Annotated in this window: 20 protein-coding genes; 14 read left to right on the top strand and 6 right to left on the bottom strand. The window is 75.0% G+C overall.

Annotation, left to right across the window (positions count from 1 at the left end):
- The first annotated feature begins 11 nt into the window (after positions 1 to 11).
- From priA to hisI, 3 genes are read left to right on the top strand one after another with little or no spacing between them, the layout of a single operon-like run.
- Complete coding sequence (priA, locus tag ACFPK1_RS10375; RefSeq protein ID WP_378020838.1) at positions 12 to 755, top strand: bifunctional 1-(5-phosphoribosyl)-5-((5-phosphoribosylamino)methylideneamino)imidazole-4-carboxamide isomerase/phosphoribosylanthranilate isomerase PriA; 744 nt, start codon at positions 12 to 14, stop codon at positions 753 to 755.
- Between the two features lie 10 nt (positions 756 to 765).
- The gene (gene hisF, locus ACFPK1_RS10380; protein ID WP_378020839.1) at positions 766 to 1,539 is read left to right on the top strand and encodes an imidazole glycerol phosphate synthase subunit HisF; all 774 of its coding nucleotides are present in this window, start codon (positions 766 to 768) and stop codon (positions 1,537 to 1,539) included.
- Complete coding sequence (gene hisI / locus ACFPK1_RS10385) at positions 1,536 to 1,889, top strand: phosphoribosyl-AMP cyclohydrolase (RefSeq protein WP_378020840.1); 354 nt, start codon at positions 1,536 to 1,538, stop codon at positions 1,887 to 1,889. Before hisF ends, hisI begins: the two co-directional genes overlap by 4 nt.
- On the opposite strand, the gene ACFPK1_RS10390 is transcribed toward hisI, so the two are convergent.
- A complete protein-coding gene (locus ACFPK1_RS10390) occupies positions 1,844 to 2,791 on the bottom strand; it encodes a LysR family transcriptional regulator (protein WP_378020841.1) in 948 nt (315 codons plus the stop codon). The genes hisI and ACFPK1_RS10390 overlap by 46 nt on opposite strands.
- A 74-nt stretch (positions 2,792 to 2,865) precedes the next feature.
- Here ACFPK1_RS10390 and ACFPK1_RS10395 point away from each other — a divergent pair, with 74 nt between their 5' ends.
- The 6 genes from ACFPK1_RS10395 (at position 2,866) to trpA (ending at position 9,492) form a co-directional block, all read left to right on the top strand.
- The gene (locus ACFPK1_RS10395; protein WP_378020842.1) at positions 2,866 to 3,858 is read left to right on the top strand and encodes a DMT family transporter; all 993 of its coding nucleotides are present in this window, start codon (positions 2,866 to 2,868) and stop codon (positions 3,856 to 3,858) included.
- Between the two features lie 231 nt (positions 3,859 to 4,089).
- Complete coding sequence (locus ACFPK1_RS10400) at positions 4,090 to 5,718, top strand: anthranilate synthase component I (RefSeq protein ID WP_378020843.1); 1,629 nt, start codon at positions 4,090 to 4,092, stop codon at positions 5,716 to 5,718.
- Positions 5,715 to 6,467: a Trp biosynthesis-associated membrane protein gene (locus ACFPK1_RS10405; RefSeq protein WP_378020844.1), complete on the top strand. Its 753-nt coding sequence runs from the start codon at positions 5,715 to 5,717 to the stop codon at positions 6,465 to 6,467. Before ACFPK1_RS10400 ends, ACFPK1_RS10405 begins: the two co-directional genes overlap by 4 nt.
- 40 nt (positions 6,468 to 6,507) lie before the next feature.
- Complete coding sequence (gene trpC, locus ACFPK1_RS10410) at positions 6,508 to 7,317, top strand: indole-3-glycerol phosphate synthase TrpC (RefSeq protein WP_378020845.1); 810 nt, start codon at positions 6,508 to 6,510, stop codon at positions 7,315 to 7,317.
- A 76-nt stretch (positions 7,318 to 7,393) separates the two neighbouring features.
- Positions 7,394 to 8,683 (top strand): tryptophan synthase subunit beta, encoded by a 1,290-nt coding sequence (trpB, locus tag ACFPK1_RS10415; RefSeq protein ID WP_378020846.1) that lies wholly within the window; start codon positions 7,394 to 7,396, stop codon positions 8,681 to 8,683.
- A 17-nt stretch (positions 8,684 to 8,700) separates the two neighbouring features.
- Positions 8,701 to 9,492 (top strand): tryptophan synthase subunit alpha, encoded by a 792-nt coding sequence (trpA, locus tag ACFPK1_RS10420; protein ID WP_378021010.1) that lies wholly within the window; start codon positions 8,701 to 8,703, stop codon positions 9,490 to 9,492.
- 15 nt (positions 9,493 to 9,507) lie between these two features.
- Here the strand turns inward: trpA and ACFPK1_RS10425 are convergent, their stop codons facing one another.
- Positions 9,508 to 10,503: a redoxin family protein gene (locus tag ACFPK1_RS10425; protein WP_378020847.1), complete on the bottom strand. Its 996-nt coding sequence runs from the start codon at positions 10,501 to 10,503 to the stop codon at positions 9,508 to 9,510.
- 399 nt (positions 10,504 to 10,902) lie between these two features.
- On the opposite strand from ACFPK1_RS10425, the gene lgt reads away from it, so the two are divergent.
- The 3 genes from lgt (at position 10,903) to ACFPK1_RS10440 (ending at position 18,329) form a co-directional block, all read left to right on the top strand.
- Positions 10,903 to 12,030 carry a prolipoprotein diacylglyceryl transferase gene (gene lgt / locus ACFPK1_RS10430; protein WP_378021011.1) on the top strand — a complete coding sequence of 376 codons (1,128 nt, stop codon included), beginning with the start codon at positions 10,903 to 10,905 and terminating at the stop codon, positions 12,028 to 12,030.
- Positions 12,031 to 12,238: 208 nt separating this feature from the next.
- Positions 12,239 to 16,825, top strand: a complete 4,587-nt coding sequence (gene gltB, locus ACFPK1_RS10435) for a glutamate synthase large subunit (RefSeq protein ID WP_378020848.1) — start codon at positions 12,239 to 12,241, stop codon at positions 16,823 to 16,825.
- Positions 16,818 to 18,329, top strand: coding sequence for a glutamate synthase subunit beta (locus tag ACFPK1_RS10440; protein WP_378020849.1), 1,512 nt, complete (start codon positions 16,818 to 16,820; stop codon positions 18,327 to 18,329). The genes gltB and ACFPK1_RS10440 overlap by 8 nt, the downstream gene beginning before the upstream one ends.
- Before the next feature lie 50 nt (positions 18,330 to 18,379).
- Here the strand turns inward: ACFPK1_RS10440 and ACFPK1_RS10445 are convergent, their stop codons facing one another.
- The 3 genes from ACFPK1_RS10445 to ACFPK1_RS10455 all read right to left on the bottom strand — a co-directional run bounded on the left by ACFPK1_RS10445 (position 18,380) and on the right by ACFPK1_RS10455 (position 20,521).
- Positions 18,380 to 18,769, bottom strand: a complete 390-nt coding sequence (locus ACFPK1_RS10445; RefSeq protein ID WP_378020850.1) for a nuclear transport factor 2 family protein — start codon at positions 18,767 to 18,769, stop codon at positions 18,380 to 18,382.
- A 10-nt stretch (positions 18,770 to 18,779) separates the two neighbouring features.
- Positions 18,780 to 19,631 carry an alpha/beta fold hydrolase gene (locus ACFPK1_RS10450; protein WP_378020851.1) on the bottom strand — a complete coding sequence of 284 codons (852 nt, stop codon included), beginning with the start codon at positions 19,629 to 19,631 and terminating at the stop codon, positions 18,780 to 18,782.
- Positions 19,632 to 19,705: 74 nt separating this feature from the next.
- On the bottom strand, positions 19,706 to 20,521 hold the full coding sequence (locus ACFPK1_RS10455) for a peptidylprolyl isomerase (protein ID WP_378020852.1): 816 nt from the start codon (positions 20,519 to 20,521) through the stop codon (positions 19,706 to 19,708).
- Between the two features lie 91 nt (positions 20,522 to 20,612).
- Between ACFPK1_RS10455 and ACFPK1_RS10460 the strand changes: the two genes are divergently transcribed.
- Positions 20,613 to 21,305 carry an MBL fold metallo-hydrolase gene (locus ACFPK1_RS10460; protein ID WP_378021012.1) on the top strand — a complete coding sequence of 231 codons (693 nt, stop codon included), beginning with the start codon at positions 20,613 to 20,615 and terminating at the stop codon, positions 21,303 to 21,305.
- On the top strand, positions 21,302 to 22,576 hold the full coding sequence (hisS, locus tag ACFPK1_RS10465) for a histidine--tRNA ligase (RefSeq protein WP_378020853.1): 1,275 nt from the start codon (positions 21,302 to 21,304) through the stop codon (positions 22,574 to 22,576). The genes ACFPK1_RS10460 and hisS overlap by 4 nt, the downstream gene beginning before the upstream one ends.
- Here the strand turns inward: hisS and ACFPK1_RS10470 are convergent, their stop codons facing one another.
- Positions 22,577 to 22,972 (bottom strand): DoxX family protein, encoded by a 396-nt coding sequence (locus ACFPK1_RS10470; RefSeq protein WP_378020854.1) that lies wholly within the window; start codon positions 22,970 to 22,972, stop codon positions 22,577 to 22,579.
- Positions 22,973 to 23,036: the final 64 nt, after the last annotated feature.

Genomic DNA, 23,036 nt, shown 5'->3' on the forward strand with positions numbered 1-23,036 from the left:
GATCGCCCGCCGTGAGCATCGACCTGCTGCCCGCCGTGGACGTCGTCGACGGGCAGGCCGTCCGCCTCGTCCAGGGCGTCGCCGGCACCGAGACCGGCTACGGCGACCCCCTGGAGGCCGCGCAGGCGTGGGCGGCCGACGGCGCGGAGTGGCTGCACCTCGTGGACCTGGACGCCGCGTTCGGGCGCGGCTCGAACGCGCCGCTGCTGGCGTCCGTGGTCGAGGAGATCGACATCAAGGTGGAGCTCTCCGGCGGCATCCGCGACGACGCCTCGCTGCGGCGCGCGCTGGACACCGGCTGCCAGCGGGTCAACATCGGTACCGCCGCCCTCGAGGACCCGCAGTGGTGCGCGAAGGCGATCGCGGAGTTCGGCGACCGGGTGGCCGTCGGGCTCGACGTCAAGATCACCGAGGGGCGGCACCGCCTGGCCGCCCGCGGCTGGGTGTCCGACGGCGGCGACCTGTGGAGCGTGCTCGCCCGCCTCGACGCCGAGGGCTGCGCGCGCTACGTCGTCACCGACGTCGGGCGCGACGGCACCCTGACCGGCCCGAACACCGAGCTGCTCGAGGCCGTCTGCGCGCGCACCGACCGTCCGGTGGTGGCCTCGGGCGGGGTGTCGTCGCTCGACGACCTGCGCACGCTCGACGCGCTCGCGCCCCGGGGCGTCGAGGGCGCGATCGTCGGCAAGGCCCTCTACGCGGGGAACTTCACGCTGCGCGACGCCCTGGCGATCACGCGTCGCGGCCGCGGTTAGGCTGGTCGGCATGGGTGTCGCCGTCCGCGTGATCCCCTGCCTGGACGTGGACGCCGGCAGGGTGGTCAAGGGCGTCAACTTCGTCGACCTGCGCGACGCCGGCGACCCGGTGGAGATGGCGCGGCTCTACGACGCCGAGGGCGCCGACGAGCTCACCTTCCTCGACGTGAGCGCCTCCTCGGGCGAGCGCGAGACCACGTACGACGTGGTCCGGCGCACCGCCGAGCAGGTGTTCATCCCGCTCACGGTCGGCGGCGGGGTGCGGACCAACGACGACATCGACAAGCTGCTGCGCGCCGGGGCGGACAAGGTCGGCATCAACACCGCCGCGATCGCCCGCCCGGAGTTCCTGGGCGAGGCGAGCCGCCGGTACGGGTCGCAGTGCATCGTCCTGTCGGTCGACGCCCGGCGCGTCCCCGCCGACGGGCAGCCGACGCCGTCGGGCTTCGAGGTCACCACCCACGGCGGGCGGCGCGGGACGGGCATCGACGCGCTCGAGTGGGCCCAGCGCGGCCAGGAGCTCGGCGTCGGGGAGATCCTGCTCAATTCGATGGACGCCGACGGCACCAAGGCCGGCTTCGACCTCGACATGATCACCAGGGTGCGCGCGCTGGTCGACGTGCCGGTGATCGCGAGCGGCGGCGCGGGCGCGGTCGAGCACTTCCCGCCGGCCGTGGCGGCGGGGGCCGACGCGGTGCTCGCGGCGAGCGTGTTCCACTTCGGGATCATGCGGATCGGCGAGGTCAAGGACGCGCTGCGCGGCGACGGGGTGGAGATCCGGTGAGCTGGGATCTCGATCCGTCGATCGCGGCGCGCCTCAAGCGCGGTCCCGACGGCCTGGTGTGCGCCGTCGTGCAGCAGTACGACACCCACGAGGTCCTCATGGTCGCGTGGATGTCCGACGAGGCCCTGGCCCGCACGCTCGCCACCCGCGAGGGCACCTACTGGTCCCGCTCCCGCGACGAGCTGTGGATCAAGGGCGCGACGTCGGGCCACGTGCAGAAGGTCGTCGAGGTCCGCCTGGACTGCGACGGCGACGCCGTCCTCGTCCTCGTCGACCAGTCCGGTGCCGCCTGCCACACGGGCGATCACACCTGCTTCGACGCCGACCGGCTGCTCGCGCCGGAGGCCTGAGAGGCGTCGCGCTCGGCGGCGACGGCGGTGAACACCTCGACGGCCGCGCGCACGGCCGCGGTGTCGCGGTCGGTGCGCCACACCGCGTCGATGCTGCGGCGCAGCTGCGGGTCGGTGGCGACGGCGACCACGCCGGCGGGCAGCGGGGGACGCGCGAGACGGGGGACCAGCGCGGCGACCCCGACGCCCGCCGCCAGCTCCACGTGCATGCCGAACCCGCGGACCTGGCACGTCACCCGCGGCTCCAGCCCGTGGGCGCGCAGGGTGTGCAGCAGCCAGGCGCCCGCGCGGGTGTCGACGCCGTCGGCGACCCAGTCGAGGTCGTCGACGTCGCCCAGCGACACCGGCGCCCGCCCGGCCAGGCGGTGCTCGGCGGGCAGGAGCAGGTCGATGACGTCGTCGCAGAGCCGGGCGCGCGAGGTGCCGGGCGGGATCGGCGCGGGGGAGCCGTCCCAGTTCTCGACGACCGCGATGTCGAGGTCGCCGGCGAGCACCGCGGGCAGCGTCTCCTCGGCCTCCCCGTCGGCCAGCGCCACCCGCAGGTCGGGGTGGGCGAGCCGCAGGCGCGCCAGCGTCGGCGGGGCGAGCGCGTGCACCGAGGTCTGGATGGCGCCGATGCGCAGCTCGCCGACCACCTCGTCGCGCAGGCGGTCGAGGTCGAGCCGGGCGGCGGCGACGCGGGCGAGGATGTCGGCGGCGTGCTCGGCGAGCATCCGCCCGGCCGCCGTGAGCCGCAGCCCGCGCCCCGCCGGCTCGGTCAGCGGGGCGCCGGCCTCCCGCTCGAGCTTCGCGAGCTGCTGGCTGACCGCCGATGGCGTGAGGTGCAGGGCCGCCGCCGCGCCGGCGATCGAGCCGTGCCGCGTCAGGGCGTCGAGGGCCCGGAGGCGGTCGAGCGCGAACACGGAAGCAAACGTAACGGATGGCGGGCAGGAATCATCGCTGGTCGGAAACGATCGCCGGCCTCACGATCGACGGTGTGACGCGCTCCCTCGCCCGCCCGGCCGCTGCGGAAGCGGGCCCCCGCGTCCTCGTCGACCCGCGCCTGGTCGCCGTGGCCGGCAGCCTCTGCATCGCGTTCTCGCCGATCTTCATCGCGCTCGCCGACGTCAGCCCGGGGACGGCGACGTTCTTCCGGTGCGCGCTCGCCCTGCCGATCCTCGCCCCGCTGGCGCTGCTCGAGTGGCGCCGCCGGCGCCGGGTCGCGGTGAGCACCGGCAACCGTCCGGTCGTGCTGCTGGTCGGCGGCGCGCTGCTGGGGCTCGACATGACGCTGTGGGCGGAGTCGGTGCGCGCCGTCGGCGCGGGGGTGTCGACGGTCGTCGTGAACGCGCAGGTCGTGATCCTGCCGGTGCTCGCGTTCCTCGTCCTCGGGGAGCGGGTGCGTCGCACGTTCGTGCTCGCGGTGCCGGTGATGCTCGTCGGGGTCGCGCTGGCCGGCGGGCTGGTCGGCGGCAGCGACGCGGCCTCGGCCCCCGCGCCGGTGCGCGGCACGGTGACGGCGCTGATCGCGGCGGTGGCCTACGCCGGGTACCTGCTCTTCGTGCGCCTCGGCGCCGGCCCGGGGCAGCGGTTCACGCCGGTCGCGATCGCCACCCTCGGCGCCGCGGTCACCTCGTTCGTCGTCGGCACGTTCTGGCAGGGCGTCGACCTCGCCCCCGGCTGGCCCGCGCTGGGCTGGCTGATCACCCTCGCGATCGTCGGGCAGGTGATCGGCTGGGTGCTCATCGCCTCCGCGCTGCCGCGCCTCGCGTCGTCGACCGGTGCCTCGATCCTGCTGCTGCAGCCCGTCGGCGCGGTCCTGCTCGGCGCGCTGGTGCTCGCCGAGCGCCCGGGCCCGCTGCAGCTGCTGGGCTGCGCGGTCGTGCTCGGCGCGGTCGCCGTCGCCGCCCGCACCCGGGCCGCCCCGCCGCCCGAACCGGCCGGCGAGCCCGCGGTGCCGGACGACCCCACGGACGCGTCGCGCACCTGACCGTCCTACGGAGATCACGGGCGTCGTCATGCACCGACCCGGCGCCGTCGGGGTGGACGACGCGCTCCTGACCGCCGGGGTCCGCGCTCCCGTCCGTGATCAACGGGGACTTCCGGCGCGTAGAAGCAGCGAACAGCGCGTTCGCTGCAACCCCGGGCCGGTGACCGGACGCCAGGCGAGCCCCGGACCCGGTTGCCCGACCCTGTCGGGGGAGGGGGCCACAATGAGGCCGTGCCCCCGTCCGACGCCTCCAGCGCCCCGCTCGGCGCGGTCGTGCCCGATCGCGCGGGCTTCCACGCCCTGGCCGCCCACCACCGCGTCATCCCGGTGACGCGCCGGCTGCTGGCCGACGGGGAGACGCCGGTCGGGCTCTACCGCAAGCTCGCGGGGCAGCGGCCGGGCACGTTCCTGCTCGAGTCGGCGGCGCACGGCGAGTCCTGGTCGCGGTGGAGCTTCGTCGGGGCGCGCAGCGCCGCCACGCTCACCGAGTCCGGCGGCCGCCCGGTGTGGACCGGCCAGGTGCCGGTGCACCTGCCCGGCGGTCCCGACGACGAGCAGACGTGGGACGACCCGCTGGCGGTCCTGCGCGAGACGCTGCAGCGCCTGCGCACCGACCCGCTGCCCGGACTGCCGCCGCTCACCGGCGGGCTCGTCGGCTACGTCGGCTACGACGCCGTGCGCCGCCTCGAGCGGGTCGGCGACCACGCGGTCGACGACCTGCGGATCCCCGAGATGGTCATGCTGCTCGCCACCGACGTGGCCGCGCTCGACCACCACGAGGGCACGGTCACGCTCATCGCCAACGCGGTGAACTGGGACGACAGCCCGGAGCGCGCCGACGCCGCGTACGACGACGCGCTCGCGCGGCTCGACCGCATGGCCGCCGAGCTCGCCGCGCCCGCCCCGTCGACGGTGGCGACGGCGGTGCGCCCGGAGGGGGCCGGCACGGTCCGCCGCCGGCGCTCGCCCGAGGAGCACCACGCGGCCATCGAGGTCGCCAAGGAGCGTATCCGCGCGGGCGACGCGTTCCAGGTGGTGGTCTCGCAGCGCTTCGAGGCCGACACGTCGGCCGACGCGCTCGAGATCTACCGGGTGCTGCGGATGACCAACCCCAGCCCGTACATGTACCTGCTGCGGCTCGCCGACGCCGACGGCCGGTCCTTCGAGATCGTCGGCTCGAGCCCCGAGGCGCTGGTGACCGTGCGGGACGGGGTGGCCACCACCCACCCCATCGCCGGCACCCGCTGGCGCGGCGCCGACGCCGAGGAGGACACCCTCCTCGCGAAGGACCTGCTCGCCGACGAGAAGGAGCGCGCCGAGCACCTCATGCTCGTCGACCTCGGCCGCAACGACCTCGGCCGCGTCTGCGTCCCGGGCACGGTCACCGTGCGCCGGTTCTTCGAGATCGAGCGCTACAGCCACGTGATGCACCTGGTCAGCACGGTCAGCGGCCGCCTGGCCCCCGAGCGCACGGCGTTCGACGCGGTGGCCGCCTGCTTCCCCGCCGGCACGCTCTCGGGTGCGCCGAAGCCCATGGCGCTGCGCATCATCGAGGAGCTCGAGCCCACCCGGCGCGGGCTCTACGGCGGCATCGTCGGCTACCTCGACTTCGCCGGCGACGCCGACACCGCGATCGCGATCCGCACCGGGCTGCTGCGCGACGGCGTCGCCTACGTGCAGTCCGGCGGCGGCATCGTCGCCGACTCCGATCCCGAGGCCGAGGACACGGAGTGCGTCAACAAGGCGCGCGCCGTGCTCGCGGCCGTGGCCGCCGCCGACACGCTCGCCGCGCCGGCCACGGTGTCCGGCTCGCGCGCCGGCGAGAACGGATCCGCCGCGCCCCTGCCGGTCGTGTCGTGACGGTCCCGCGTCGTCCGTCCGCGCCGCCCGGGCGCCTGCTCGGGATCGTCGTCGTGCTGCTCGTGGTCGCGGCGCTGGTGCTGTGGGGAGCGTCGCGGCTCACCTGGGTCAGCCAGGTGGTCGACGGCGTCCCGGGCCCGCGCACGAGCACGGCGGACGGGGCCACCGCCGAGCCGATCCTCGTGCCCTGGGCGCTGCTGTGCCTCGCCGCGGTCGGCGGTCTCGTCGCGACGGCCGGCTGGGGGCGCCGGGTCGTCGGCACCCTCGTGGCCGTCGCCGGGCTCTGGGCGCTGCTGCGGGCGGCCAGCGGGCTGCTGGCGCCGGCGTCGGAGGCGCTGCCGATCGGGGTGCGGCCCGGCGACCGCCCGCTGCCCGCCGAGGCCGTCGTGGGCGGACCGCTGCTGGGACTGCTCGGCGCGCTGATCATGGTCGGCGCGGGCTTGCTGACGGTCCGGTGGGCCGCGGTGCTGCCGCGCATGGGCGCGCGGTACGACGCGCCCGGGAGGGTCGCCGAGCGCCGGCGGCCCGCCGACCCGGACACGGCGTTGTGGGAGGCCCTGGACGAGGGCCGTGACCCCACCCGGGACCCTGCGGGAGATCCCGCAGGAGATCCCTCGGGGGAGCCGGCCGCGGACGTCACCGGCGCCCCCACCCGGGAGCCGGACGCGGATCCTCCCGACGGACGTGCCCGACGACCATGGAGCGGACCCTCCGACGGGGTGGGCAGGACCGGAGGAGGGGCGGGTTAACATGGAGCGAACTCGGACGGGGGAAAGGGGCAGACCCGGCGTGAGCGTCCTGGAGCAGATCCTCGAAGGGGTCCGGGCCGACCTCACCGCCCGCGAAGCCGCCGTCCCCTTCGACGTCATCAAGGACAAGGCGGCCTCGGCGCCGCCGGCGCGTGACGCGCTCGCCGCCCTCCAGGGCCCCGGCATCGGGGTCATCGCGGAGGTCAAGCGCGCGAGCCCGTCCAAGGGCCACATGGTCGACATCCCGGACCCCGCGTGGCTCGCGGGCCGCTACGTCGACGGCGGCGCCCGCGTCATCAGCGTCCTCACCGAGCAGCGGTTCTTCGGCGGCTCGCTCGACGACCTCGACAAGGTGCGCGCGGCCGTCGACATCCCCGTGCTGCGCAAGGACTTCGTCGTCGGCACCTACCAGGTGCACGAGGCGCGGGCCCACGGCGCCGACCTGGTGCTGCTCATGTGCTCGGTGCTCGAGCAGAACGCCCTCGACGCGCTCGTCGACCGGGTGGAGTCCCTCGGGATGACCGCCCTGGTCGAGGTGCACAACGAGGAGGAGGCCGACATGGCGCTGCGGGCCGGCGCCAAGCTCGTCGGCATCAACGCGCGCGACCTGCACACCCTCGAGGTCGACCGCTCGGTGTTCAGCCGCATCGCCCCGGGCCTGCCCGGCGAGGTGCTGCGGGTGGCCGAGTCGGGCGTGCGCGGCCCGGGCGACCTCATGACCTACGCGGGCCACGGCGCCGACGCCGTGCTCGTCGGCGAGTCGATGGCCACGGCCGAGGACCCGCGCGCCGCGGTGCGCCAGCTCGTCACGGCCGGGTCGCACCCGGCGTGCCCCAAGCCGTCGCGCTGATCGACGCGAGAAGGCGCTCGCCGGGCCTCGTACGATCGCCGACACCAGCCCACCCGCGCAGGAAGAAGTACGTGAGATGACGTCGGCCAGCCAGGGTCTCGCCGGGACCGCGCACGAACCCGACGACCGGGGCCACTTCGGGCCCTACGGCGGGCGCTACATGCCCGAGGCGCTCATCGCCGCGGTCGACGAGGTCGCCGCCGAGTACGAGAAGGCGCGCCACGACCCGGAGTTCCTGGGCGAGCTCGACCGCCTGCAGCGCGACTACGCCGGCCGGCCCTCCCCGGTCACCGACGCGCGGCGGCTCGCCGAGCACGCGGGCGGCGCGCGCATCCTGCTCAAGCGCGAGGACCTCAACCACACCGGTTCACACAAGATCAACAATGTGCTGGGTCAGGCGCTGCTCACCCAGCGCATGGGCAAGACCCGGGTGATCGCCGAGACCGGCGCCGGGCAGCACGGCGTGGCCACCGCGACGGCCGCGGCGCTGCTGGGCCTCGAGTGCCAGGTCTACATGGGCGAGGTCGACACCGAGCGCCAGGCGCTCAACGTCGCGCGCATGCGCCTGCTGGGCGCCGAGGTCGTGCCGGTGACCACCGGGTCGCGCACGCTCAAGGACGCGCTGAACGAGGCCTACCGCGACTGGGTCTCCAGCGTCGGCCACACCCACTACATCCTCGGCACCGCCGCCGGCCCGCACCCGTTCCCGCGCATGGTGCGCGACTTCCACCGGGTCATCGGCCTGGAGGCCCGCGAGCAGGTCCTCGCCGCCTACGGGCGGCTGCCCGACGCCGTCGTCGCCTGCGTCGGCGGCGGGTCCAACGCCATCGGGATCTTCCACCCGTTCCTCGACGACGAGGGCGTCCGCCTCGTCGGCTACGAGGCGGCGGGCGAGGGCGTCGAGACCGGCCGGCACGCCGCGTCGATCACCGGGGGTACGCCCGGCGCCCTGCACGGCGCGATGTCGTACCTGCTGCAGGACGAGGACGGCCAGACCCTCGAGACGCACTCGATCTCCGCGGGCCTCGACTACCCCGGCGTCGGCCCGGAGCACGCCTTCCTCGCCGACGCGGGCCGGGCGACCTACGAGCCGGTCACCGACGCCGAGGCGATGGAGGCGTTCCGCCTGCTCTGCCGCACCGAGGGGATCATCCCGGCCATCGAGTCGGCCCACGCGATCGCGGGCGCCCTGCGCCTCGGGCGCGAGCTGGGTCCGGACGCCACGATCCTGGTGAACCTCTCGGGCCGCGGCGACAAGGACGTCGACACCGCCGCCCGGTGGTTCGGGGTGGTCGACCCGGAGTCGCTGCCCACGGAGGAGCCGCCGGCCGCGTCCGACGCGCAGACGGGGGAGCGGGAGCTGTGACCACGTCCGTCACGGGGATCGACCGCCTCGGCGAGGTCTTCACCACCGCGAAGGCCGAGGACCGCGCCGCGCTCATCGCCTACCTGCCCGCGGGCTACCCGACGGTCAAGGGCTCGCTGGGGCTGCTCACCCAGACCCTCGACGCGGGCGCCGACCTCGTCGAGGTCGGGCTGCCCTACTCCGACCCCGTGCTCGACGGCCCGGTCATCCAGCACGCCGTGGACGCCGCGCTCAAGGCCGGGGTGCGGGTGCGCGACACCCTGGCGGTGGTCGAGCAGCTCGCCGCCCGCGGCGGGCGCGCCGTGGTGATGACGTACTGGAACCCGGTGCTGCGCTACGGCGTCGACGCCTTCGCCCGCGACCTCGCGTCCGCCGGCGGCCTCGGTGTCATCACCCCGGACCTGGTGCCGGACGAGGGCGCGGGGTGGCTCGCCGCCGCCGGGCGCGAGGGGCTGGCGCCGATCTTCCTGGTCGCCCCGTCGTCCACCGACGAGCGGATCGCGGCCACCACGGCGGCCACGCGCGGGTTCCTCTACGCCGCCTCGACCATGGGCGTCACGGGCGCCCGGGACGCGGTCTCGGACACCGCCACCACGCTGGTCGACCGCGCGCGCGCCCACACCGACCTGCCCGTCGGCGTCGGCCTCGGGGTCCGCAACGGCGCCCAGGCCGGGGAGGTCGCGACCTTCGCCGACGGGGTCATCGTCGGGTCGGCGCTGGTGAGCGCGGCGGAGCAGGGCCGGGCCGCGGTCGCCCGGCTCACCACCGAGCTCGCCGCCGGCGTGCGGGGCCAGCACACCGGACGTTAGGTCGGTCCCGCCCACCTAGCCGAAGGTGAGGACGTAGGTCTCCGCGCCGGGTGCGAGGAAGGTGATCTCGAGGACGCGGTCCTCGACGGCGCCCGGTGCACGGATCAGGTGGTGGAGGCGCGGCTCGGCCAGCGTCCCGTGGCCCGCGGCGTCCACGTCGAGCCCGTGGGCGTCGCCGGGCGCCCGGCCGTCGAGGAGCACGCGGAAGGGGACGGGCGCGCCGCGCGGCGCCATCACGAGGTGCAGGTCGCGCGCGTGGAAGCGCACGATCAGGGTGCCGGTCGCGCCGGTCAGGACGCTCGCCCGCCGGGCCACGACCCACTCCCCGACGAACGCCCACTCGTGGAGCCGGAGGTGCTCCGGCTCGACGTAGGTCCGGCTCCGGTCGAGGGCGGCGCCGCCCGGGGAGGCGAACCTCTCGCCCCGCGCCCACCCGAGGTAGGTCTCCGGTGATCCGAGGTGCGCCCAGTCGGCCGGCGCCTCGATCCCGATCGGGGCGACCGGCACGCGCTCGTCGCCCGCGGGGTGGCGTCCGGCGTCGCGGAGCAGGTGGCGGATCGCGTCCTCGGTCTCGTCGAGGTGGTCCTCGCCGAACCGGTGGTGCCGGACCCGGCCGTCGACGTCGGCGAGGTAGAAGGCGGGCCAGTAGCGGTTGCCGAACGCCTCCCAGAGGGTGCGGCCGGGGTCGAGGGCGACGGGGTGGTCGACGCCCAGGCGCTCCACGGCCCGGCGGACGTTGTCGGCGTCGGCCTCGAACGGGAACTCGGGAGTGTGCACCCCGATCACCACCAGCCCCTGATCGCGGTACTCCCGGGCCCACGCGCGGACGTGCCCGAGCGTGCGGAGCCAGTTGATGCAGGTGTAGGTCCAGAACTCGACGAGCACGACCTCGCCGCGCAGGTCGGCGGCGTCGAGCGGCGGTGAGTTGAGCCAGCCGGCGGCGCGGCCCAGGTCGGGCAGGCGCGACTCGACCGGGAGGTCGACCGGGCGCCTCCCCTCGACGAGGCCCATGGCGTGTCCTCTCGTTCCCGGGGCGGCCGCCGTGAGCACGGCGACCGGAGGGGCGCTCCCGACCGGGCCCGACGGACACCGGGCCGGGCACGCCGCGCGGGCAGGACCCGCGGATCTACGACGACGGGCGGGCGGCGTGGCGCGTCGCTCTCCGCGCGCCCCGCTCCCGGACGCAGGCCGCCCCGACAGCGGGGTGCGCCGCCGAGGTCCTGGTCATCGGTCGTCCCTCGAGAGAAGGGGACATCGTCCCCGGGACGCAGCACGATACGCCCGCGCTGCCCGCCCGGGGAGCCGCCGAGGACGTCGGACTCGTCGGCGGTGCGGCCCGGACCCGCGCCGGGCCACCACACGGGCTCGCGACGGGCGGGCGATACCGTGGCGGTCGTGCTCCCAGTGGTCATGGCAGGGGTCGCCCTCCCCACCTACCTCCCGAGCCCGCCCCGGGGCGTCTGGGAGCTCGGGCCGATCCCGCTGCGGGCGTACGCGCTCTGCATCATCGCCGGGATCGTCGTCGCGATCCTGTGGACCGAGCGGCGTTTCGTCGCCCGCGGGGGCGAGCCCGGCACCGTCACCGACATCGCCGTGTTCGCGGTGCCGTTCGGGCTGATCGGCGGGCGGCTCTACCACGTCGCCACCGACTGGCCGACGTACTTCGGACCGGGCGGCAACCCGGTCGCGGCGCTCTACATCTGGCAGGGCGGGCTCGGCATCTGGGGCGCGATCGCGCTCGGCGGGGTCGGCGCCTGGATCGGCTGCCGGCGGCGCGGCATCCCGCTGACGGCGTTCGCCGACGCGGCCGCCCCCGGCATCGTCGCCGCGCAGGCGATCGGACGGCTGGGCAACTGGTTCAACCAGGAGCTCTACGGCGGCCCGACCACGCTGCCGTGGGGCCTCGAGATCTACCGCCGGGTGGACCCGGCGACCGGCGTCCCCGACAACCTCACCGGCGTCGTCGTCGACCCCACGCCGGTCGCGGTCGTGCACCCCACCTTCCTCTACGAGCTGCTGTGGAACCTCGCGGTGGCCGCGCTCGTGGTGTGGGCCGACCGGCGCTTCCGCCTCTCGCACGGGCGGGCGTTCGCGCTCTACGTCGCGGGCTACACCGCGGGCCGCTTCGTCATCGAGCTCATGCGCACCGACCCCGCGACCCGGGTCTTCGGCGACGTGCGGATCAACGTCGTCGTGTCGGCCGTCGTGTTCGTCGGGGCCGTCGTCTACATGATCGTGTTCCGCGGGCGTCCCCGCGAGGTCTTCGGCCGCGCCGCGCAGGAGGCGGAGGCGGGTTCGGGCGACGAGGCCCCGGGTACGCCCGCGTCCGTGGCCAACGACAGCACCGGGGACAGCACCGAGGACCAGCGCGCCCGCAACGAGACCGAGGCGCGGCGCCAGGAGAGGTCGCCGGCCGCCGAGGCGGGCGGCCAGGGCGGGTCGGCGAGCCCGAGCAGCGTCGACGCGGCGCCCGCCGACCCCGAGCAGGAACGCGAGGAGGACGCGCCGGCGGAGCCCCCGTCGGCCGCGAAGAGCTGAGGCCGCCGCAGGCCCGCTCGAGCGTCTAGGATCGGGACCGCACCGCGAGCGACGCCGCCGCCGTGCGTCCGTCCCGCGTCCGCGACGCGATCGACCACCCTGCTGCGCCGCTGTCGCGGGCGCGCGGGGGACCACCCAGCCACACCGTCCAGGGCCACCGTCGTCCCCGGGTCCGATCACCCGCGCACGACGACGAGGAGGCACCGGGATGCCCGCTGTCGCTCCGGGTCCCCAGGGGCTCTACGACCCCGCCTACGAGCACGACGCCTGTGGGGTCGGCGCGGTCGCGCACGCCCGCGGCGAGCCGAGCCACGGCATCGTGCGCGACGCCCTGACCGTGCTCCACCGCCTCGACCACCGCGGCGCCGCCGGCAGCGAGCCCACCAGCGGCGACGGCGCCGGCATCCTCGTGCAGGTCCCCGACGCGCTGCTGCGCGCGAGCGTCGACTTCGAGCTCCCGGCCCCGCTGCCCTCGCCCGACGGTGGCGCCGCGGTCCTCGCCTACGCCACGGGGCTGGCGTTCCTGCCCGCCGACCCCCGCCTGCGCGACGCGGCGGTCGCGCTGCTCGAGGGTCTCGCCGGCGAGGAGGGGCTCGAGGTCCTCGGGTGGCGGGACGTCCCCGTCGACCCCGAGGGCGCCGACGTCGGCTCGGTCGCCCGGGGTGCGATGCCGCACTTCGCCCAGCTGGTCGTGGCGGTGCCCGACCGCTCGGTGACGGGCATCGCGCTCGACCGCCTCGCCTGGATCCTGCGCAAGCGGGTCGAGCGGCGGTCGCGCGAGGAGGGCTGCGGGGTGTACCTCGCCTCGCTGTCGAGCCGCACGATGACCTACAAGGGCATGCTGACCACCGACCAGCTGCCCCTGTTCTTCCCCGACCTGCGCGACGAGCGGCTGGTCAGCGCCGTGGCGATCGTCCACAGCCGGTTCTCCACCAACACCTTCCCGAGCTGGCCGCTGGCCCACCCCTACCGGCGCATGGCGCACAACGGGGAGATCAACACGATCCGCGGCAACCGCAACCGGATGCGGGCCCGCGAGGCCCTGCTGGGCACCGACCTCTTCCCCGGCGACCTGCAGCGCGCGATGCCGGTGTGCCCCGAGGGCGTGTCGGACTCGGCCGGCTTCGACGAGGTGCTCGAGCTGCTCGAGCTCGGCGGCCGCCCGCTGCCGCACGCGGTGATGATGATGATGCCGGAGGCGTGGGAGAACCACGCCGAGATGCCCGCCGACCAGCGCGACTTCTACCGGTTCCACGCGACGCTGATGGAGCCGTGGGACGGGCCGGCCGCGGTCGTGTTCAGCGACGGCACCCTGCTCGGCGCCACCCTCGACCGCAACGGCCTGCGCCCCGCGCGCTGGTGGCAGCTCGACGACGACCGCGTGGTGCTGGCCAGCGAGTCCGGCGTCCTCGACGTCCCGCCCGACCGGGTGCTGGCCACGGGCCGGCTGCGCCCCGGGCGGATGTTCCTCGTCGACACGCGCGCCGGGTGCCTCGTCGACGACGACGCCTACAAGAGCGAGCTCGCGGCCGCCGAGCCCTACGGCGAGTGGCTGCACGCCGGGCTGGTCCGCCTCGACGAGCTGCCCGCCCGCGAGCACGTCGTGCACACCCACGAGTCGGTCATGCGCCGCCAGCAGACCTTCGGCTACACCGAGGAGGAGCAGCGCATCCTGCTCGCGCCGATGGCCACCACGGGCGCGGAGCCGCTGGGGTCGATGGGCACCGACACCCCCACCGCGGCGCTCTCGCGGCGCGCGCGCCTGCTCTACGACTACTTCGTGCAGCTGTTCGCGCAGGTCACCAACCCGCCGCTGGACGCGATCCGCGAGGAGCTCGTCACCTCGATGGCCCGCGCGATCGGGCCCGAGCAGAACCTGTTCCACCCCGGTCCCGCCTCGTGCCGCCAGGTCGTCCTGCCCGACCCGGTGATCGACAACGACGAGCTGGCCAAGCTCATCCACATCAACGACGACGGCGACATGCCCGGCTTCGCCGCGACGGTGATCTCCGGGCTCTACGACGTCCACGGCGGCGAGGCGGCCCTGCGCGAGGCCCTCGACCGGGTGTGCCGGGAGTCCTCGCAGGCGATCGCGCACGGCAGGCGGATCCTCGTGCTCTCCGACCGCGACTCCGACGAGACGCGGGCGCCGATCCCGTCGTTGCTGCTGGTCTCGGCGGTGCACCACCACCTCGTGGCGACCCGGGAGCGGACGCAGGTCGCGCTGGTCGCCGAGACCGGCGACGCCCGCGAGGTGCACCACGTCGCGCTGCTGCTGGGCTACGGCGCCGCCGCGGTCAACCCGTACCTGGCCTTCGAGTCGATCGAGGACATGATCGACAACGGGTGGTTGCAGGGCGTCGAGTGCCCCGACGCGATCCGGCGCTACGTCGGCGCGCTGGTCAAGGGCACGCGGAAGGTCATGTCGAAGATGGGCATCTCGACGGTGTCCGGCTACACCGCCGCGCAGGCGTTCGAGGCGCTCGGGCTCTCGCAGGAGTTCGTCGACGAGTTCTTCACCGGCACGTCGTCGAAGCTCGGCGGCGGGGGGCTCGACCTGGTGGCCCGCGAGACCGCCGAGCGCCACCGCCGGGCGTACCCGGACAACCCGGGGGAGCGCACGCACCGCAAGCTCTGGGTCGGCGGCGAGTACGCCTACCGCCGCGAGGGCGAGCTGCACCTGTTCAGCCCCGAGACGGTGTTCCTGCTGCAGCACTCCACGCGCACCAAGCAGTGGGACGTCTTTCAGCAGTACACCGCGGAGGCGAACCGGCTGATCGCCTCGGGTGGCGCGCTGCGCGGGATGTTCCGGCTGCGCACCGAGGACCGGGTCCCGGTCCCGCTCGAGGAGGTCGAGCCGGCCACCGCGATCGTGAAGCGCTTCGCCACCGGCGCGATGTCCTACGGCTCGATCTCCGCCGAGGCCCACACCGACCTCGCGATCGCCATGAACAACATCGGCGGCAAGTCCAACACCGGCGAGGGCGGCGAGGACCCGGTGCGGCTCCACGACCCGTCGAAGCGCTCGTCGATCAAGCAGGTCGCCTCCGGGCGCTTCGGCGTGACCAGCGAGTACCTGGTGAACGCCACCGACATCCAGATCAAGATGGCGCAGGGGGCCAAGCCCGGCGAGGGCGGCCAGCTGGCCGGCCAGAAGGTCTACCCGTGGATCGCGGAGGTCCGGCACTCGACCCCGGGCGTCGGGCTGATCTCACCGCCCCCGCACCACGACATCTACTCGATCGAGGACCTCAAACAGCTCATCCACGACCTCAAGAACGCCAACGAGCACGCGCGCATCCACGTCAAGCTCGTCTCGTCGGTGGGCGTGGGCACGGTGGCCGCCGGGGTGGCCAAGGCCCACAGCGACGTCGTGCTGATCTCGGGCTACGAGGGCGGCACCGGTGCCGCGCCGCTGACCTCGCTCAAGCACGCCGGCAGCCCGTGGGAGATCGGGCTGGCCGACACCCAGCAGACGCTGATGATCAACGGGCTGCGCGACCGCATCACCGTCCAGGTCGACGGCCAGATGAAGACCGGCCGCGACGTCATCATCGGCGCCCTGCTCGGCGCCGAGGAGTACGGCTTCTCCACCGCCCCGCTCGTGGTGAACGGCTGCATCATGATGCGCGTCTGCCACCTCGACACCTGTCCGGTCGGCGTCGCGACCCAGAACCCCGAGCTGCGCCGGCGCTACACCGGGCGCCCGGAGTTCGTGGAGAACTTCTTCTGGTTCATCGCCGAGGAGGTGCGCGAGCACCTCGCCGAGCTCGGCTTCCGCTCGCTCGACGAGGCGATCGGGCACGCCGAGCTGATCGACGGCCGCGAGGCGGTGGAGAACTGGAAGGCGCGCGGCGTCGACCTGACGCCGCTGTTCACCGTCCCCGACGTCCCCGAGGGCGCGCCGACCGCCCGCATCCGCACCCGGCCGCAGGACCACGGGCTCGACCGGGCCCTGGACCGCACGCTGCTCCAGCTCGCCGAGGGGGCGATCGCCGGCGGCGACCCGGTGCGCCTCGAGATGCCGGTGCGCAACGTCAACCGCACGGTCGGCACGCTGACCGGCGCGGAGATCACCCGCCGGCACGGCGACGCCGGGCTGCCCGACGACACCCTGCACGTCGAGCTGCACGGGTCGGCCGGCCAGTCGTTCGGCGCCTTCCTGCCCCCCGGCATGACGCTCGACCTGGTCGGCGACGCCAACGACTACCTGGCCAAGGGGCTCTCCGGCGGGCGAGTGATCGCGCGGCCGCACCCCGACGCGCCGTTCGCCGGAGGGCGCGACGAGCAGCACGTCGTCGCCGGCAACGTCATCGCCTACGGCGCGACCGGCGGCGAGGTGTTCCTGCGCGGGCAGGTCGGCGAGCGCTTCTGCGTGCGGAACTCGGGGGCCCTGGCGGTCGTCGAGGGCACCGGCGACCACGCCTGCGAGTACATGACCGGCGGGCGGGTCGTCGTGCTCGGCGCCACCGGCCGCAACCTCGGGGCCGGCATGTCCGGCGGCATCGCCTTCGTGCTCGACCTGCCCGAGGTCCGGGTGAACCCGGAGATGGTGTCGCTGCGCGCGGCCGACCCGGAGGATGCCGACTGGCTGCACGGCGTCGTCTCCCGGCACCGCGAGCTCACCGGCTCGCCGCGGGCGGCCGCGCTGCTCGCCGACTGGGACACCGCGGTCGGGCGGTTCACCAAGGTCGTGCCCGACGACTACCAGCGCGTCCTCGACGCGACCCAGCGCGCCCAGGCCGAGGGCCGCGACCCCAACGAGGTGATCATGGAGGTGGCGGCCGGTGGCTGATCCGCGCGGGTTCCTCAAGTACGAGCGGCAGGACAACCCCAAGCGCCCGGTCGAGCAGCGCCGCACCGACTGGCACGAGCTCTACGCCCCGCTGACCGACCCCGCGGTCCGCGAGGGGACGACCGTCCAGGCCGCCCGGTGCATGGACTGCGGCATCCCGTTCTGCCACTCCGGCGGGGCGGGCTGCCCGCTGGGCAACCTCATCCCGGAGTGGAACGACCACGTCCGCCGCGGCGAGTGGGGGCGCGCCAGCGAGCGGCTGCACGCGACCAACAACTTCCCGGAGTTCACCGGCGCGCTGTGCCCGGCGCCGTGCGAGGCGGCGTGCGTCCTGTCGATCACGAGCCAGCCGGGGCCCGTGGCGATCAAGCGCGTCGAGTGGTCGATCGCCGAGAACGGGTGGGCCGACGGCCTGGTCACCCCGCAGCCACCGAGCAACCGCACCGGGAAGCGCGTCGCCGTGGTCGGCTCCGGGCCCGCCGGGCTGGCCGCCGCCCAGCAGCTCACCCGCGCCGGCCACGACGTCACCGTGTTCGAGCGCGACGACCGGCTCGGCGGCCTGATGCGCTACGGCATCCCGGAGTTCAAGTTCGAGAAGTGGGAGATCGACCGGCGCCTCGAGCAGATGCGCGCCGAGGGGACCCGGTTCGTGGTCAACTGCGAGGTCGGTGGTGCGGGGCTGTCGGTCGAGCGGCTGCGCGGCGACCACGACGCCGTGGTGCTCGCGGTCGGCGCGCTCGCCGGGCGCGACGACCGCACCGTCGAGGGCCGTGACCTCGACGGCGTCCACCTCGCCATGGACTACCTGGTGCCGGCCAACCGCGAGTGCGAGGGCGACGGGCCGTCGCCGATCAACGCCCGCGGCAAGAGCGTGGTGATCATCGGCGGCGGCGACACCGGCGCCGACTGCTACGGAACCGCGACCCGGCAGGGCGCGATCGGCGTGCACCAGCTCGACCAGTACCCGCCGCCGCCCCGGACCCGCCAGGACTCGACGTCGCCCTGGCCGACCTGGCCGTACGTCTTCCGCACGCCGCCCGCGCTCGAGGAGGGCGGCGAGCGCCTGTTCGCCACCGCGGTGCGCCGCTTCGTCGGCGACGACCGGGGCCACGTGCGCGCCGTCGAGCTCTCGTCGGTCGAGGTCCGCCGCGACGCCGACGGGCGCCGCGAGGTCGTGCCGACCAGCGAGGAGGTCCACGAGATGCCCGCGGACCTCGTGCTGTTCTCGATCGGCTTCACCGGGCCCGACGACATGGCGCTGCTGCCGGCGCTGGGCCTGGAGCGCACCCCGAAGGGCGCGATCGGCTGCGGGTCGGACTGGCAGACCGACGCGCCGGGCGTGTTCGTGTGCGGCGACGCCCACCGCGGCGCGTCGCTCATCGTCTGGGCGATCGCCGAGGGCCGCTCGGCCGCCGCCGCCGTCGACCGCTACCTCGACCCGGACGGCACCACGGACCTCCCCGCGCCCCTGCACCCCGGCGCGCTGCCGTTGAGCGTCGCCTAGATGTCAGCGGCGTGGCGTCGCAGACGTTGAGTGTCCGCAATGCCACGCGCTCACCCGGCGCCGGCCGGGGTGATGTGGGTCAGCGTGCAGCGCCAGCGCCCGTCGACGGGGGAGCGGACGAAGACGTCCGTGGTCCACTCGTCGGCGGGGATGTCGGCGCCGCCGTACTGCGCCGTGCTCAGCACGCGCACGCTGATCCACGCGACGTCGCCGTGCACGCGCACCCGGCGCTCGCCGACCCCCTCCATGCGCGTGTGCCCGAGCGTGCCGGAGCGGACGTAGGCGAGGAAGTGGGCGCGGGACGTGATGCCCGTCCACGACACGATCGCCCAGTCGTCGTCCATGAACGCGGCGATGCGGTCGGCGTCGTCGGAGACGATCGCCCTGCCCCAGTCGTCGAGCAGGGCGACGAGCTCCTGCTCGATGGTGTCCGCCGTCATGCCCCGCACGCTATGACGGCGACGACCCGGATGACTTGGACGAATCGGAAGCGGCCGCGGCGACCGGCGTCGTGACCTCGCCGACGAACGCCGCCACGACGTCGTGCACGGCATCGCGGTCGTGCTCGTTGAGGACGTCGTGGAGGTCGCCGGGGAACGTCACGACGCGCGCGTCCGCCAGCCGGCCCGCCACGAGGTGCGCGTGCTCGACGGGCACCAGCGGGTCCGCCTCGCCGTGCACCAGCAGCACCGGGACACCGGGCCGCCCGTCGGCGAGCCCGTCGGCGACCTCGGGCCACGTGTCCGCGACCGCCTGCAGCGTCTCGCGCCGGAAGCCGCCGTGGTGGGTCAGCGGGTCGTGGAGCAGGGCGTCGACGTACTCCGCGTGGGTGCTCAGCAGCTCGCGCGGGTCCTCGACGGGCAGCTCCGGCTCGCCGGACGCGAGCCACTCGTGGATCCACTCCTGGGCGACCGCGGGCGGCGCGGACAGCACGAGGGCGTCGACGAGCTCGGGCGAGCGCAGCGCGAGCAGGAGCGCCGCGAGCGCCCCGCCGGAGTGACCGATCACCGTCAGCGGCACCCCGGGGTGCTGCTCGCGCGCGATGGTCGTGAGCGTCCGCGCGTCGTCGACCAGCAGGTCCCACGACGGGATGAGGGCGCGCTCGCCGTCGCTGCGGCCGTGGCCGACGACGTCGAGCGCGTGCACCGCCTGCCCGTCGGCGGCCAGGCGCCGGGCCAGGGCGTCGTAGAGCCCGAGGTGCTCGCCGTGGCCGTGCAACAGGACGACCGCGCCGCGCTCCGGGGTCGTGGGCAGCCACTGGTCGTGGAAGACGGTGCCGGCGGCGCCGGGGAAGGTGGGCATGAGAGCTCCTCTCGTCGGGTGCCGACCCGACGATGGCGCGCTCTCCTGTCAGACCGCTGCCGGTCCGCTGCCGGTCAGGGCGCCGGCGGCGCCGCGACGACCGCGCGCTGGATCTGCACCGGGGTCCGCGGGGCCCCGCCGCCGGCCTGGTTGGAGCCGTCGTCGCCGGCCTCGGCGATGCGGTCGAGCACGCCGAGGCCGCCGCCCCCGATCCGGCCGATCACCGAGTACTCCGGCGGGAGCCCCGAGTCGCCGTAGACGAGGAAGAACTGGCTGCCGGTGGAGCCGGGCTGCGAGCTCTTGGCCATCGCGATGAGGCCGCGGGCGTAGGTCGAGGCCTGGCCCTCGGCGCCCGGGAAGGGCGGCAGGCCCTGCGGCGGCTCCTCGGCGTACTGGTAGCCGGGGCCGCCCGAGCCCGACCCGGTCGGGTCGCCGCACTGGAGCACCTGCAGGCTGCCCGGGCTGGAGACGAGCCGGGGGCAGGGCGTGTCGTCGTAGAAGCCCTGCGACGCGAGGCTCACCACGGCGTTGACCGCGCAGGGGGCCGACGCGCGGTCCAGCGTCATCGGGATCGCGCCCTGCGTGGTCTCCAGGGTCACGTCGACCGTGCCCGTCGTCGGCGGGTTCCCGTCGGGCGGCGTGTTCGGCTTCGACGCCGGCTCCGACGGGTTGTAGGTGCACGTCCGGGGCGCCGCGGCCTGCGGCGCGGGCTCGTCGGAGCCCGTGACGAGGAAGTAGACGCCGGCGCCCACGGCGAGGACGGCGACGACCGCCACCACCGAGATCAGGGCCAGCCGCCGGCGCCGGCGCCGGGAGCGCTCGGCCCGCCGTTCGATCTGGCGTTCCAGCTTCCGCTTGGCGGCCTTCCGGCGCTGCTCGTTCGTCGGCACGGCGGACATCGTAGGAACCGCGCCGACCGGTCCTCGTGAGGGTCTCGACTAGGGTGGACGAGCGAGCCGGATGTGCGAGGAGGACGAGAACGTGCTGGTCGAGGCCTTCGCGGCCGGGGTGTTCCAGACCAACTGCTACGTGGTCGCTCCCGGCCCCGGGGAGTCCGCCGTGGTGGTCGACCCCGGCCAGGACGCCGAGGAGGGGCTGCGCGAGGTCCTGGCGCGGCACAAGCTGACCCCCGTGGCCGTCCTGCTGACCCACGGCCACCTCGACCACATGTGGTCGGTGACGCCGGTGTGCGACGGCGACGACATCCCCGCCTGGATCCACCCCGAGGACCGGCACATGCTCGCCGACCCGCTCGGCTCGGTCGGGCCGATGGGCCAGCAGCTCGCCGCGATGTACCCGGGCCTGGAGTTCCGCGAGCCCCGCTCGGTCGAGGTCCTCGCCGACGGTGCCGAGCTCGAGCTCGCCGGCCTGCGCCTCACCGTCGACCACACGCCCGGGCACACCCGCGGCTCGGTCGTGTTCCGCTCGGCCACCGAGGAGGGGCAGCCGTTCCTGCTGGCGGGCGACACGCTCTTCCAGGGCGGCATCGGGCGCACCGACCTGCCCGGCGGGTCCACCGAGGAGATGATGGCCTCGCTCCGCGACAAGATCCTGTCGCTGTCCGACGACACCGCCGTGCTGCCCGGCCACGGGCCGATGACGACCGTCGGCCAGGAGCGCAGCTCGAACCCGTTCGTGCAGGGCCTCACCAGCGCCCCCGGGCGTCACCTGTGAGCGCCGCGGTGCCGGCCGGCGGCTTCGCCGCGCCCAAGGGCATCCCCGAGTACGTCGGGCCGGAGTTCACGACCGTCCGCGACACCCTGATCCGCGAGGCCGACCGCGCGGGCTACGCGCACATCGAGCTGCCGGTCTTCGAGGACACCGCGCTCTACGCCCGCGGCGTGGGCGAGTCGACCGACGTCGTCTCCAAGGAGATGTACTCGTTCGACGACCGCGGCGGCCGGTCGGTCACGCTGCGCCCCGAGGGCACGGCGGGCGTCGTCCGCTCGGTCATCGAGCACGGCCTCGACCGCGGCGGCCTGCCGGTGAAGCTGCGCTACGACGGGCCGTTCTTCCGCTACGAGCGCCCGCAGGCCGGCCGGTTCCGCCAGCTGCAGCAGGTCGGCATCGAGGCCATCGGCGTCGACGACCCGGCGCTCGACGCCGAGGTCCTCGCCGTCGCCGACGCGGGCTTCCGCGCGCTCGGGCTGCGCGGCTACCGGCTGGAGCTCACCAGCCTGGGCGACGCGACGACCCGCCCGCAGTACCGTGCCGAGCTGACCCGGTTCCTCGAGAAGCTCGACCTCGACGAGGCCACCCGCGAGCGCGCCCGCATCAACCCGCTGCGGGTGCTCGACGACAAGCGCCCCGAGGTCCGCGCCCAGCTCGAGGGCGCGCCGCTGATGATCGACCACCTCTCCGAGGAGGCGGCCGCGCACCACGCGGCGGTCAAGCGCCACCTCGACGACCTGGGTGTGGCCTACGTCGAGAACCCGTGGATGGTGCGGGGGCTCGACTACTACACGAAGACGACTTTCGAGTTCGTCCACGACGGCCTCGGCTCCCAGTCCGGGATCGGCGGCGGCGGGCGCTACGACGGGCTGATGGCCGAGCTGGGCGGGCAGGCGCTGTCCGGGGTCGGGTTCGGCCTGGGCGTCGACCGGACCCTGCTCGCCTGCCGCGTCGAGGAGGCGGGCCACGACGGCGCCGGGCGGGTCGAGGTCTTCGGCGTGCCCCTGGGCGACGCCGCGAAGGACCGGCTCGTCGGGATCGTCGGGTCGCTGCGGCGCGCCGGGATCCGGGCGGACCTGGCCTACGGCAACCGCGGGCTCAAGGGTGCGATGAAGGCCGCCGACCGGTCGGGGGCGCGCTACGCGCTCGTGCTCGGCGACCGCGACCTCGAGGCCGGCGAGATCCAGCTCAAGGACCTCGCCGACGGTTCGCAGCAGGCCATCGCCCTCGACGACGCGGCCGCTGCCGTCGACCGCGCGCTGCACGACGGCTGATCAGACCGGAACCGCGACGCGCTCGCCGGCGGCGCCGGTGGCGACGAGGCGGCGCGACGCCGGCCGGGTGGTCCATGAGATCAGGGCGACGACGAGCAGCGTCGTCGTCACCACCGGGTGGAACAGCGGGCTGCCGGACACCAGGTGGGACACCGCGGCGCCGCTGAGGTCGAACACGATCCCGGCGTAGGCCCACTCCTTGAGCCGCGGGTGCCCGGGCACCGTGATCGCCACGGCACCGAGGATCTTCCAGACGCCGAGGATCGCCGCGAGGTACGCCGGGTAGCCCAGCGCCACGATGCCCGCCACCACCCGGTCGGCGCCGAGGAGGTCGGCCAGACCGCCGGAGAGCAGGACGAACGCGGTGACGGCGGTCGCGGTCCAGTAGGTCTTCATCACGGGCTCCTGTCGTCGTCGGTGGACGTCGACGGGGAGACCCTCGGGAGCCCGCGGATGTGAC

This window comes from Actinomycetospora rhizophila, from assembly GCF_042657905.1.
GTDB lineage: Bacteria > Actinomycetota > Actinomycetes > Mycobacteriales > Pseudonocardiaceae > Actinomycetospora > Actinomycetospora rhizophila.